General features: G+C 35.8%; 12 protein-coding genes. 2 read left to right on the top strand and 10 right to left on the bottom strand.

Annotation, left to right across the window (positions count from 1 at the left end; genetic code table 11):
* Positions 1-2: 2 nt before the first annotated feature.
* A complete protein-coding gene (locus BALOs_RS13095) occupies positions 3-1,082 on the top strand; it encodes a glycosyltransferase (RefSeq protein ID WP_120405417.1) in 1,080 nt (359 codons plus the stop codon).
* Here the strand turns inward: BALOs_RS13095 and BALOs_RS13090 are convergent.
* Together BALOs_RS13090 and typA are read right to left on the bottom strand one after the other, a co-directional pair.
* Complete coding sequence (locus BALOs_RS13090; protein WP_120405416.1) at positions 1,068-1,769, bottom strand: response regulator transcription factor; 702 nt, start codon at positions 1,767-1,769, stop codon at positions 1,068-1,070. The two genes, BALOs_RS13095 and BALOs_RS13090, sit on opposite strands and share 15 nt — an antisense overlap.
* Positions 1,770-1,954: 185 nt before the next feature.
* Positions 1,955-3,787, bottom strand: coding sequence for a translational GTPase TypA (gene typA, locus BALOs_RS13085; RefSeq protein ID WP_114705649.1), 1,833 nt, complete (start codon positions 3,785-3,787; stop codon positions 1,955-1,957).
* 65 nt (positions 3,788-3,852) lie between these two features.
* On the opposite strand from typA, the gene BALOs_RS13080 reads away from it, so the two are divergent.
* Positions 3,853-5,589 (top strand): ABC-F family ATP-binding cassette domain-containing protein, encoded by a 1,737-nt coding sequence (locus BALOs_RS13080; RefSeq protein ID WP_114705648.1) that lies wholly within the window; start codon positions 3,853-3,855, stop codon positions 5,587-5,589.
* On the opposite strand, the gene BALOs_RS13075 is transcribed toward BALOs_RS13080, so the two are convergent.
* The 8 genes from BALOs_RS13075 to BALOs_RS13040 form a co-directional block, all read right to left on the bottom strand.
* Positions 5,590-6,942 carry a hypothetical protein gene (locus BALOs_RS13075; RefSeq protein WP_120405415.1) on the bottom strand — a complete coding sequence of 451 codons (1,353 nt, stop codon included), beginning with the start codon at positions 6,940-6,942 and terminating at the stop codon, positions 5,590-5,592.
* Entirely contained in the window at positions 6,942-8,027 is a 1,086-nt protein-coding gene (locus BALOs_RS13070) for a hypothetical protein (RefSeq protein ID WP_120405414.1), read from the bottom strand. Before BALOs_RS13070 ends, BALOs_RS13075 begins: the two co-directional genes overlap by 1 nt.
* Positions 8,028-8,117: 90 nt before the next feature.
* Positions 8,118-8,621 carry a hypothetical protein gene (locus tag BALOs_RS13065; RefSeq protein ID WP_120405413.1) on the bottom strand — a complete coding sequence of 168 codons (504 nt, stop codon included), beginning with the start codon at positions 8,619-8,621 and terminating at the stop codon, positions 8,118-8,120.
* 89 nt (positions 8,622-8,710) lie between these two features.
* Positions 8,711-10,543: a phosphatidylserine/phosphatidylglycerophosphate/cardiolipin synthase family protein gene (locus BALOs_RS13060; RefSeq protein WP_120405412.1), complete on the bottom strand. Its 1,833-nt coding sequence runs from the start codon at positions 10,541-10,543 to the stop codon at positions 8,711-8,713.
* Between the two features lie 83 nt (positions 10,544-10,626).
* Entirely contained in the window at positions 10,627-11,421 is a 795-nt protein-coding gene (locus BALOs_RS13055) for a 2-oxo acid dehydrogenase subunit E2 (RefSeq protein ID WP_114705643.1), read from the bottom strand.
* Positions 11,418-11,663 (bottom strand): DUF1653 domain-containing protein, encoded by a 246-nt coding sequence (locus tag BALOs_RS13050; RefSeq protein WP_120405411.1) that lies wholly within the window; start codon positions 11,661-11,663, stop codon positions 11,418-11,420. The genes BALOs_RS13055 and BALOs_RS13050 overlap by 4 nt, the downstream gene beginning before the upstream one ends.
* Entirely contained in the window at positions 11,663-12,199 is a 537-nt protein-coding gene (locus BALOs_RS13045) for a CopD family protein (protein ID WP_114705641.1), read from the bottom strand. Before BALOs_RS13045 ends, BALOs_RS13050 begins: the two co-directional genes overlap by 1 nt.
* Positions 12,199-13,782 (bottom strand): phosphoenolpyruvate carboxykinase (ATP), encoded by a 1,584-nt coding sequence (locus BALOs_RS13040; protein WP_120405410.1) that lies wholly within the window; start codon positions 13,780-13,782, stop codon positions 12,199-12,201. The genes BALOs_RS13045 and BALOs_RS13040 overlap by 1 nt, the downstream gene beginning before the upstream one ends.
* Positions 13,783-13,894 lie beyond the last annotated feature (112 nt).

Below are 13,894 nucleotides of genomic sequence, written 5' to 3'. Positions count from 1 at the left end.
GCATGCAAAATGAATTAATTGATAGAAATAAAAAGGCCGTTGTATTCACTGGTGGTGGAAGTGGGGGACATGTTGTTCCAGCACTAACTCTAATTAGTGAAATAAGAAAATCAAATATCAAAGTAGTCTATTTTGGATCTTATAAAGGGATTGAATCAAATCTGACAAGAGGTAAGGTTGATCGCTATATTGGAGTCTCTACTGGTAAGCTTAGAAGATATATAGATTTTCAAAATCTCACAGATATTTTTCGTTTAATAATAGGTCTATTTCAATCTTTTATTCATCTACTTCTACTACGTTCTCGTGCCAGTACTATTGTGTCGATGGGAGGCTTTGTTAGTGTTCCCACTGTCATGGCCGGAAAAGTTCTTGGTTATAAAATAATAGTCCATGAACAAACATCACGTGTTGGTCTTGCAAATAAGATCGCATCGATTTTTGCTTATCGCGTTTTTGTAAGCTTCAAAGATTCCTTAAAATATTTCCCAAAAGATAAGGTTCGATATTCTGGTTATCCAGTTAGAGAAGAGTTTAAAACAACTCAGCTCAATATTCGTACTTTTGAAGGGATTGAATTAAAAAATCCTGCTCTGCCAATCCTATTTGTTACTGGTGGAGGAAATGGCTCAAAATTACTTAATGATAAAATCAAAGAGAACTTAGACTCATTATGTGAAAAATTCACAGTCATTCATCAAGTTGGTAGTCAGTCTATCGATGAATTCAAGTCTCTTCGTAGTAGAACCTATATACCTTTGGCCTTCTTAGGTGATGAAATGCCAGATCTAATGAAAGCTTCTCGCTACATCATTTCGCGCTCTGGTGCTGGTACAGTTGCCGAGCTTATAGCTCTTGGAAAACCAAGTCTTTTTATTCCATTAAAAATTGCTCAAAAGAATGAACAATATCACAATGCGATGGAAGCACATCGCGTATTAGGCTCCATTGTTATTGAGGAAGATGAATTTAAGAATTGTTCAATCGAAGAAGAGCTCAAAAAGATTCCAAGCTCGAGTGTTCCACAGGACCGTGAACATGCTACTCAAATTATTCTAGATGAAGTCCTACAGTCTAAGTAGGACTCCACGAGATTTTATTGTTTTAATATATTCTGAAAACGGTTTCAGCTTGCGTCGTAAGTTTGATAGGTGAGTATCAATATTTTGGGCGTTGTTATTGCTTTCGGCCCAAACGACTTGCGAGATATGCTCTTTTGGAAAAACTTTACTTGGATTAGAAGCTAATAGCGTAATAATCTTATATTCTGTTGAAGTCAGTTTAACTTCTTTTTCGTTTAGATACACTAATTGCTGGTCAAGATCGATATTAAAGCCTTGCTCTTCAAATCTAATTTCATTCTTCTTTTTACGACGGTGACGATTCTTCTTTGCTTCAACTTTATTTTTGATACGAGCAATTAACTCATTGATCGTTACAGGTTTTACAATAAAGTCCTCTGCTCCAATTTGAAGGCCCTTAACACAAGCTTCTTCTGATGGGTCACCTGTTAAGAAAATAACAGGAGTCTTCTTGGCAAGAAGTCGCGCTTTTTCGTAAAGTTCAAAACCATTTAGTTCTGGCATATGAAGGTCAAGAACCATAATGTCAGTTTTGTTAGTGTTTAGAAAAGTAAGTAGTTCGAGCGGTCTTTGAATTAACTGTAGATCAAAATCATCTTCCAAAAGGTCTTGATAATTTTCTAAGTTATCAGAGTCATCGTCGACAATAGTTACATGTGGTTTCTTTAATCGGCTTAATCTAGACATAATTCAACTTCTTTAGTTTTCATCAATAACATATTGATTTTATAGGATGAAAGGGGGCGTCGTCAATAATTTGAATATATGCGCAGTGCATATATTGGGGGAAATTTAAAAATTCTCTATGATATTAATTACTTAAAAGGCCTCTAAAAAGGGCTTATAGAGGCCTCTTAAGTAGTATTTTGAACTTATTTCTTTTCTTTTCTAACTACAGAACGCTTATTTGCAGCAAGTTCTTTCTTTCTGATACGAACATTTTGAGGAGTAATCTCAACCCATTCATCATTATCAATCCAGTCTAGGGCCCATTCAAGAGTTCTAGGTCTTACTGGAGGAAGAATAATATTTTCATCCTTACCTGCTGTACGAACTGATGTAAGTTGCTTACCACGACAGATATTTACGTTAGCGTCGTTTTCTTTCTTGCTCTCACCAATAACCATTCCTTCGTAAACCATATCACCAGGTTCAACAAAGAACTCACCATTGTTGAGTAGGTTAAAGATTGCATATCCAGTAACCTTACCAGCTCTATCTGAGATGATTGCACCATTTTGACGAGCAAGCATATCACCAGCGTATGGACGGTAACCTAGAAATTCAGTAGAAAGGATTCCTTCACCACGAGTATCTGTCATGAAAGCACCACGGTAACCAATTAGACCACGTGATGGAATTTCAAATTCAATTCTTGTACGACCTTCACCAATTGGCATCATTGAAGACATGATCCCTTTTCTGATTGAAAGCTTCTCTGTTACAACACCTGTGAAGTCATCAGGAACATCAAGAACGGCAAGTTCATACGGCTCATGTTTCTCACCATCGATTTCTTGGAAAAGTACTTCTGGTCTTGAAACCATTAGCTCAAATCCTTTACGTCTAAGCTCTTCAAAAACAATAGCGATTTGAAGCTCTCCACGTCCTTTTAGCTTATATACTTTTGCATCGTCAGTTGCTTCATATTTAAGAGCAACATTTAGACGACAAGCATCTTGTAAGAATTCTTCAAGCTTTCTTGAAGTAAGGTATTCTCCTTCTTGACCACTCATTGGAGATGTTGAAACGGAAACGTTAACAGCAACTGTTGGTGGTTCAACTTCAATTCTCTCTAGTGGATTTTGATCAGTTGTTGGAGTGATTGTATCTCCAATATGAACTTCTTCAATACCAGCACAGATTACAATCTCACCTGCATGAGCTTCGTTAACCTCTACAGTTTGAAGTCCTGAATAAGTTTGGATATTTGAAACTTTAAAGTTCTTTGATTTGTCAGCACCAATACAAGTAAATTGTTGGTTCTTAACAATCTTTCCTTGGTGAATACGCCCTACGAATTGTTGTCCTAGGAATTTAGAATATGTAAGGTTTGATACAAGAAGTTGCAGTGGAGCTTCGATATCTTGCTTTGGCTCTGGGAAGTAATCCGAAACCATGAAGTCTAGAACAGGAATCATATCTTCGCGAACAACTCCTGGCTCCATTGCTGCCCAACCATTTTTAGCTGATGCATAAATGAATGGAATATCAATATCAAAATCTTCAACCTCTAGCTCTGTTGCAATCTCAAGTAGTAGGTCTTCACATTCACCTCTAACTTCATCAATTCTTTGATCTGGACGGTCAACCTTATTAATAATAACCGCAACCTTAAGACCACGAGAAAGTGCTTTTCTTAGTACGAAACGAGTTTGTGGAAGAGGACCTTCTGAAGCATCAACGAGAAGAAGTACACCATCAACCATCATAAGAGATCTTTCTACTTCACCACCAAAGTCCGCGTGGCCTGGAGTATCAAGTAGGTTAATCTTTGTATCTTTATAAAAGAAAGAACAGTTTTTTGCAGTGATCGTAATCCCACGCTCTTTTTCGATTTCACCAGAGTCCATAACTCTTTCTACAATCTCAGCTCTTTCTTCAAAAGTGTTTGATTGTTTTAAGATTTCATCAACCATCGTCGTTTTACCGTGGTCAACGTGCGCAACTACTGCGATATTTTTTAATTTCTCAAATTGACTCATTTTGTGCCCTTTCCTGTCTGTCTAATCTACTTTCTAATAATGAATTTATTTGTTACACAATATATATGATTCAGCTTGTAAATGTAACTAAATCTTTTGGTGGCCGAACGCTTTTTGAAGAAGTGACGTTTTCTCTTGGAAGTGGTGAAATAATCGGCCTAGTTGGTAGAAATGGAACAGGTAAATCGACTTTGTTTAAAATTATCACTGGTGTCGAGCCCTATGATAGTGGTGATGTGAAGATACCAAAGTCTTATAAAATCGGTACCTTAGATCAGCATATTCACTTCACTCACAAAAGTGTTGTGGATGAGTGTATGTCTGCTTTAGGTCCAGAGTTTAAATATGAGACTTATCGAGCGGAGAAATTACTTACAGGGCTTGGTTTTTCAGATGAAGATTTTGAAAAAGATCCCCAAAGTTTTTCAGGTGGATACCAGATTCGTATCAATTTAGTGAAAACTTTATTAACTGAACCCAATTGTTTGCTCTTAGATGAGCCTACAAATTACCTCGATATTGTCTCCCTCCAATGGCTAAGGTCATTTCTCAAGTCTTTTAACGGAGAAGTTATTCTCATCACTCACGACCGTTCATTTATGGATTCAGTGACAACACATACGATGGGTGTTCATCGTGGAAAGCTTCGAAAAATAAAAGGTCAAACAAAGAAATATTATGAGCAATTGGAACAAGATGAAATTGTTTACGAGCAAACACGTATAAATCAAGAAAAGAAGATAAAGCATATGATGGATTACGTGGATAAATACCGCGTAAGTGCAAGGGGTGCTTCTCAGGCCCAGTCTCGACTTAAGGCCATTGAGAAAATGCAGGATATGCAGCAACTTGATAAGATCGCTGATTTAGACTTTTCTTTTAATCATACTCCATGTCCTGGAAAGCAGATTATGAAAGTTAAGAATCTAAGTTTCGGCTACACTGAAGAGAACTTATTTTCAGGTGTGACTTTTGAAGTCGATCGTGAAGATCGTATTGGAATTATTGGAAAAAATGGAAAAGGGAAGTCGACACTATTAAATGTTTTATCCCACGAGCTAAAGGAGCGCACAGGAGAGATTTGGGAGCATCCAAGTCTTGCTCTAGGTCACTTTGGTCAAACTAATGTCCAAAGGCTGCATCCTGAAAATTCAATTACTCAAGAGATTCAGGAAGTAAATACGGATCTAAATATCACTAGAGTAAAAGCAATTGCGGGAACAATGCTATTTACTGGAGAGGATTCTGATAAGAAGATTTCTGTTTTATCAGGGGGAGAAAAGGCCAGAGTAATGCTTGGGAAGATCTTGGCCCAGAAAACGAACCTGCTCTTTTTAGATGAGCCAACAAATCACTTGGATATGGAGAGTATTGACTCTCTAGGTGAAGCTATTAATGAATACGACGGCGCATGTCTGATCGTAACCCATAATGAGGATCTACTTAGGTCATGTGTAAATAAGCTTGTTATTTTTAGACAGGATGGTGCGGAGTTCTTTGAAGGTACATACGATGAATTCTTAGAAAAGATTGGATGGGAGGAAACACCTCAGACAAAGAAAGAAAAGAAGGCCGTTGAAAAAGAGAAAAAGCCAGAAAAAACACAAGAGACTTCTAGCGGAAATAAGTATCGCGAGGAAGAAGTTATGGCCCAGATTGAAACTCTAGAGAAGTATCAATCTGTGTTAGAAGAAAAGATTCAAAATGCCTCAGCAGCAGGTGATACTGATGCAATAACTAGCGCGGGCCATGAGCTCGAGCTAGTTAATGCAAAAATAGATGAATTATTAGAATTATTGTAATTATTGTTGAGTTGATTCAGTGTTTTGAGAATTATCCTTCTCTGTCACAACGGCTTTATCTGCTATAGCATTAGCACATTCTGTGGCATCACTCTCATCACATGAACAATATGCTAGTATTTTTGCTTTAATATCGTATTGCTTTTTCTCTTTTGAATAAGATTCACAAGTTACTTTCTTTAAGCAAACACCCTTATTTGCACATTGAGCATTCTTTCCTTTAAAAAGATTCTTTGTATCAGTGAAGTTACAATTATAGTAGATAAGATCTTCAGGAAGAGGCTCTTCTTCTTGCTCATCAAGTACGAATTCTTCTTTTCCGTCATCATCACGAGGAATTGGAATTGATTTATCCCCTCTAGGTGGTGGGATCGCTTTTATCGCAGGTGTAACAACTTCCTGCGCTTCTTGAACTTCTTCTACTTCAGGAGCAACTTCCACAACTTCTTTTTCTTCTTCAAAGATTTTTGATAAACGCGATCTAAGAGCGTTACAACTAAATTCTCTCTTATCAGTCTTTTGAGCATCACAGAAGCAATTTACGTTATCAATAATGCGCTTAAATGTTTCTTTATTGTTATTATAGCGTTCTCTAAGTGCTTCTTTGAAATTTGGTATCTTTGACGAAGCCTCTAAACATTGTGCTGTTGCATACTTATATGAGCCTCTGACCTTTATACATATACCTGCGGCAGAGTTTCTTTTCGAATCACTTGTATCAACCATTTGTACCGGATCTAAGCTAGAGTCATATGGACCGAAGATCTTTGGGTTACAACGAAAACGGTTCTTACCACCACAGCTGTAGTCTCTTGAATATACTTCATTATCAACAGCTTTCACTTTTGCATCATTCTTTGTTTTCCAAGGAGCCTGACAGTAGCCTCCTTTTCTCGTTGATGCCCAACCTCCAAAGTAGCACATATTATCGCAACTACTCTCATGAGCACAAAGTTTAGGAGCTAACATATCTAAGAACAATGATGAATACATTGAACCAGTAGTACTTTCTTGTTTGTATAACCCGTTCTTTGATATATCAGATAAGGTTTGTAGATAAGCTTCTATAATGTCAGACGTGTATTCTTCTTGTGACAACATTTTTAAGGCGTGTTGTTGGATAAAGCCTTTATCAACCTTGATTTCAGTGTTTGAAACTGGATAACTAATTTGAACACCAATTTTTGGTTTTTTCAAAAATGGTTTTACCTTAATCATTTTCTTTGATTTAGTTTGTATTAAGTAATGGTCCTTAGTTACGTTAATAAGCTTACCTGTGTTGTAAACCTTAGGTACAGTTAGGGCCAATGCTGTGTTGATAAATAACAGAGATGCGATTAACCATTTCATCATTACACCTCCGTTCCTAATTCAACAATTGTACATTTATTCATAATTGTATCTTCATTAATTGATTGAACATTACATTTGTTATTATCAACTGGTTTTTCATCATCAAATTGACAAGTAACTTGGTATGTTTTGTTTTGGCATGTATAAGTTTGTGCACAAACTCTAGATTCACTATTGTCATTTAAGCATTGACCAGCTTGGTTTTGTGAGAATGAAATCATTTGAAAGTCTTCGAAGTCTATTTGATCTGTTGCATTTGTACAAATCTCATCACGACATCGAGAATATAGCCTAGCAATTGGTGTGAAGCCATCTGCTTCGTTATATGTATAGTTTTGATTAATTGGATAACAATTCGACTTACCTACTTTTTCAAGTTCATCATCAGTTAATCTAATTTTTTTAGGATTACAGCTCTTTGATTTTGAAAGAATGCTTTTATCTCTTTGATAGCAGAAATAAAGCTTTCCTTCAGGTTGAGGAGCTTTACCAGATGATGTTTCTACACTTATCTCGTTGGCCTTTTGAGGATCATTAGTTGCAACATCTACGATTCTTTGTGCACTTTGATTATCAATACAACGCACATCAAAGTCTTCACCTTTCATGAGCCTTAGTGTCGTTTTTTGATTATCGTAACAATAATAATCCATATTCTGATCTTCATATTCTTTGATTTCTTGGTGTAGATTCAATACGTAGTCTCTACTTTTGATAGATTCTATTTTTTGCTCAATTTGTGCGAGTCTCGATCTTTGTTCTTGAGTAGCATTACCACTTTCAATAAGGGCCGCTAGTTGATTTTGTTCTTCAATATAAGGACTTACTACTTGAATGATTCTATTTTGTAAGAGCTTTCTTAAGTGAAGATAATAGCTTCTTTGGTATGCAGTTGATTCAAGAACATTAATTTGACTACCGTGTACATTCTCTTTTCTATATGAATGTCCATCAACAATTTGTTGAATGAAGTCAGTACTGCTATTTGCACTTGTTACTTGGGAAATTAATATACAACTAAGTACGCTAATCTTTGAGATGACGTTAGCAAACCTCAGTCGATTTCTTGAATTTTGTCTCTTCACAATTAGTTCCTTCTCTCTAATACTCCCTTGGCTTATCGGAAGGAGTTAGACAGAACTTGAGAGGAGTTGTCGGAATGTAAGCTTCTAAAATTACTGGCTTATTGCCGTTTCTCTGGCCTTCTCACCGCTGTATTGTTGAGGTGATTTTTTGAGGTTTTCTCTTGTTTCGTTTACAACACGATCTCTTGACTTTAATTTAACTTCAGCTGCTCCAAACCATGGGTCTTCATGAGATATAGCATCTTCATTTCCTTCTAAGATTTCAACAACTGGAATAATATCGAAAGAGCCGCGCTCTTTTTGTTTTACAGAAAGACGAAGAACCTGGGCACCATGGCCACCTTTAGCACTTGATTTGTCGATTTTTAAAATATACTTACTATCTTCTTCATAGGTCTTATATTTTTTTCGAGGGCATCCTCCAAGCTTGTAAGATGTCACAATATCGTACGCACAACCGTCACTGATATAGTATCGTAGTTTGTATTTAACAGTGATCTCATTTGGTGAATCTGCATCGATAATAATGTCTTTTTTAGGAAAGAAGCTTCTCCCGAGGTCGATAGTCATTGCTGAGACGCTCGTTGAAAACATAGAAAAATATAATCCTATAATAAATAATATCCTTAATCTATTCATCCTTTCCACCCATGAAAGTATTAGTACGACTAATTTATCGGATATTATTTGATTTTATTAAATTTAAGAGGAACAGAGTTGGCCATATCCCTTACAAAAACCTCGTCTAGCTCTTTATTAAGCTGCTCATCAAGGCAAAGGATTGTATTTTCATAAGAGTGGTCTGTGGCATTATGTTGAAAGTTATAGCTTCCAATACTTGATAAAATGCGATCAAAATAGAATACTTTTGAATGAAGAAAGCTTAAATGAAGCCATACGTTCGTTGTATCATATTTTGCGTAGTCATTAATTAGATTATTAAAGTGTGCAACTCCAAAATAGTCATTCCACTTATCAATACTTTTGACTTTCTTTTTTATTTTCTTATTTCGTTTTTTTTCAGATAAATCATAATCTTCTAATAACTTTCTTATTTCTTGATTTTTGAAGTCGATGATCTCATTACCAGTCATATCTGTTCCTGTTGTAATGAAGTCAACTGGTAGCCCTCTTTCTTGTAAACTCTTAACTTTAAAATGTAGTTTATTAAACATTTTAAATGAATCGAGCTTCTCAATGAATGGAGCATCCTTAAAAACAGAAGGGTAGTATGTGTCTGTTCGAATTGGGTCCATAATACCTAGGTAGTTCTGTGTATTATCCAGTGCCAGAAGATAAGCCTCTCCAATATTTCTTTGATTCTCATATGGTGATTGTTGAATGAAACGACATACTCCTTTCATTCTTCTATCTGAATCATTAAGAATTTCTCTGTAATACTCTTGACCGCGCTTTTGAAGTAATCTTTCTTCATCTCTTTTCGTTTCATACATACTAAGCTTATGAGAAAGATTGTGAATATCTTTTCCTGTGTACCTTACTATACGCCTTTTGTGGTCTCTAATTGGGCGTGTTTTCTTCTTTTTAAAATATTGCCAGTCTTTTAAAAAGCCAATAGCAATATCAGTAACCATCGGTCCCTCTATGAGAATATCGATATCTTTGTTTTTAAAGTCTGTTCCCATTGAAAGATTATCTGCATTGAGTTGATTTTGTCCTCCAACTATTGCGATCTCTCCATCTATAATCAATTTCTTGTGGTGATAAACTGTTCTTCCCTCATGGCGCCAAAAATCATTTGCCCTGATGAATTGTACTCCGGCTTTTTTAAGTCTCTTTGGGCATTCACTATGACCAAGGAGCTTAGACATCATACTGTCATCCATTGCATAAACTTCAACGCCTCTGTTCTTTGCTTTAATAAGTTCGCTAACAAGAACCTTTACAGATGAATCACAGACAAAGCTTAACGATGACATAAGGATCTCATCTTTAGCATTTTTGATTAGACTTAATTTTCTCTGATATGAATTTGTATTTTCTAGAACTTCTATCTTATTTCCAAAACTCAATTCAGACTTTGAAACTTTATCCATTTTCTTGTTAAAGCTTTCAGTGAAAAATCTATGATTTAAGTTCTTATAATCAATTTGATGATAGTTCTTTGAAAACTTCGATAAATTATCTAGTTTTTCTAGCAATGGTGGATGATTTAAGAATCCCCATTCTCTAAGAGGTCTAGTATCTGTTAAATGGAATCTTTCTTCTTTTGAAAAATCGAATTGAGAATAATAGTTGATTTTCGCCTCATTAAAAGTTTGGCCATTATAGAATTCAATATATTTATCAATATCTATTTTAAAATCGGTTTGAAGTTTATACCAATTTAGCTCATACCATTGTGAGTTTTGTAGACGTCCGTAAGAGTCTTTTTCGTATATGTAATTATCTCTTTCACTAGAAGAAAGATCGATAACATATGGAGTATCGCCAAAAGGGATCTGGGCCATTACTGACGAAGCTAAGCTTAATAGAATGAGGCTCTTTTTTAACATAGATGTAGTTTAAGTGAGACTCGTGGTTTTTTATTGAAATTTGAAAATTCTACTGGGCCGTTTAATTGGAAGACAGATGTAATTTAAAGTAGTTGTGGACTTTCCACATACTTTTTAATGCCTGCAATAATTCGACTGGCATAAACTCCATCAATAATTCGGTGATCTAGAGTTACACCAACGCTAAGTGTTTTCTGTATGATGACCTTGTCATCTTCTACAATAGGCTCATTTTTAACTTTAAATAAGCTCAGAACTATTGGTACATGAGATATCGTTGGGATAGGAGCAAATGCAAACTCGGCACCAAAATTTCCTACACTTGTAATCATACATGAGCCAAACGGGTCATTCTTTACACCAAATAGCGGTGAGTAGAAATTGAATCGATACATTGCAAGATCAAGTAAATAGAGAAGGGGACGAGTTAGGAAATTAGGAATGAGAGAGACAATCTTTTTTACTTTTTTAAAAGACTTATCTTTATTGTCTCTAATATTTTGAGCACTTTCCATGAGCTCTTTTCTTATTTCAAATACTGACTTCTTGTCGGCATCTCGAATAATCGCTCCGGAAAGATCATGTCCTTTGTGATCGACAGATACTTGTAAGAAGATATCAACACTTTCTCGTTGGTAGAGGTTTGCACCTCTTACGATTCGATTTATCTCAGGATTTTCATGAAACACTTGTGCGATGACTTTTGTAAATAAGTGAGTTGGTGTAACTCCATTCTCTTTTGCAAAGCTTTCAAAGTTTTTGGCATTAAACTTAAGAAGTCCATAAGTCGATGGGTCAACAGGCATTTTCCAAGTATTGATGGAAACTTTTCTCCACGAAGACAGACGCTTTACCTTCTTAAGCTTAATATGTTTCATAGGCGGGAATTGCCCTTTTGATCACCAATATATTTAAAGCGTGGTGTCTCAACACCATCGATGATAACAGTTTCTAAAAACATCTCTTTTGGTCTTACCCAAAGCTTTCCAAGATCGTTTTCATAAAGACATTCATAATAAACTAATTCTTCAAGTGTTTCAGAATGTCTCACTGTATCGTGTACGATATAATTCATTCCTTTGTAGTGTTGGTATAGTCCACCCTTAACAATGTCTTTCATTAATCTTTCCTCACTTTACGATAAAATTTAATGGCCATCATAAGAACCACAGCAAGACCTACTATTGCTCCAATTCCATAAAAGATTCCTTGTAGTGTTTTTAGTACTGCAAGAAAGACAATGGCAAAGAGGAAGAGAGTGGCCACTTCATTCCAGATACGAAGAAAAGAACTAGAATGCTTAAAAATATTATTTTGTAAGTCTTTATAAATACGATGACACTTAAATTGATAGACTAAAAGTAAGAGTACAAGAGTCAGTTTTAAGTGAAGCCAGTAGTGTCCTGTTAATGGCCAATAAGTCGTATAAACTAATGCTAAACCAAAAATAATTGTAAATATACACGCAGGCCAAGTAATTCCATACCATAGCCTACGTGACATAATTTTAAATTGTGCACTTAAAATATCGCGTTCAGTTTGTGACTTGTCTTGTGCCTCTGTATGATAAATAAAGAGGCGAACAATATAAAAAAGTCCTGCAAACCAACAAACAATACTAATTAAATGGAAAGCTTTTAAATACTCGTAAGTCATTACTTTCCAAATGTTGGAGCACCTGAGATATTTTCTTCATAGAAATTCCCAAATGTACTCATTTGCTTATGAAAGCTATCAGCAAGTTCTTGAGCTTTCTTTGTATAAGCTTCTTGATCTTCCCAAGACTTCTGTGGATTTAGAATCGTGCTTGGAATTTCTCCAACCATCTTTGGAATATGTAGACCAAAGATTGGGTCTTGCTCTGTTTCTACTTTATCAAGATTATTTGCTTGAATATTTCTAATGATCTGTCTTGTGATATTAAGTGGGAAACGTTGTCCAGTACCGTATGCACCACCAGTCCAACCAGTGTTAACCATCCAAACGTTAAATCCTAATTTATCAATATACTCACCAAGAAGTTTTGCGTACTCACTTGGGTGGCGAAGCATGAAAGGTGCACCAAAGCATGATGAGAAAGTAGCTGTTGGCTCTTTTACACCGATTTCTGTACCTGCAAGCTTTGCAGTATATCCTAGAACAAAATAGAACATTGCTTGTTCTTTTGTAAGCTTTGCCACTGGCGGAAGAACACCAAAGGCATCGGCAGATAGGAAGAATACATGCTTAGGAATATCTCCACGTGAAGATGTTTCTAATTCTTCGATGAATTCTAGAGGATATGATGCACGTCCATTCTCTGAAAGAGTCTTGTCATAAAAATCAACAAGTCCTGTATTCTCATCAAGAATAACGTTTTCAAGTAATGAACCAAAACGATTAGAAGCTTTATAAATTTCAGGTTCACCCTCTTTAGAAAGCTTATATGTTTTTGCGTAACATCCACCTTCAAAGTTGAATGTACCTGCTTCACTAATTCCGTGTTCATCATCACCGATTAGGAATGTTCCTTCATCAGTTGAAAGAGTTGTTTTCCCTGTTCCAGATAAACCAAAAAATACTGAAACTTCACCATTTTCAAGACGTGAAGCACCTGAGTGAGTTGGCATAATATTTGATTCTGGCAGAAGGTAGTTCATGGCCGCAAACATACTCTTTTTGATTTCACCTGCATAAAGAGTACCAGCAATAATTGTTAGTTTTGATTTTAAGCAAGTAACAACAGCAGTTTCAGAACGAAGACCAAATTCTTTTGGGTCTAGTTGTAATTCTGGTGCGTGAAGAATTGTAAAATCATTTTCATTAAAATCTCTAACCTTATCTCTAAATAAGTGAGTAGAGAAAAGTGCATGATTTGGATTTGTTGTCACAAGTCTTGCTCCAAGATTGTGTACTTCATCAGCTCCAACACTTCTTTCTGTAATAAATAGGTCACGATCTTGATTTAGGTAGTTGATGATATGACTCTTTAGCTTAGAAAAAGTATCAGGTGTCATTTCTTTAAAGTTATTATCCCACCAAATAGTGTTTTCTGTAACTTCATCGCGAACGATGTAGCGGTCATTAGCACTTCGTCCCGTATGCTTTCCTGTCTCGACAACAAGTGCTCCATCTTTAGTAAGTTTTCCAATGCCACGAGCAACTGTTTCTTGGATTAAAAAACTACGTGGTGAGTCCACAAATATTCTATTATTTGGGCGCTCCATGTTAATTCCCATGTCTGCATAAAATTGAGTCATACATCATCTCCTGTTCGTAATATTGCGCACATGTTGTTTCTTTCTTCTTTGGTATAAATATATGCTTTTTAACCCACATTGATAATAGTTTTTATCCTAAATCTGGTCATAT

It is taken from the genome of Halobacteriovorax sp. BALOs_7, from assembly GCF_003612895.1.
GTDB classification, from domain to species: Bacteria; Bdellovibrionota; Bacteriovoracia; order Bacteriovoracales; family Bacteriovoracaceae; genus Halobacteriovorax_A; species Halobacteriovorax_A vibrionivorans.
This window is presented reverse-complemented; position numbering and strand designations above follow the sequence as displayed.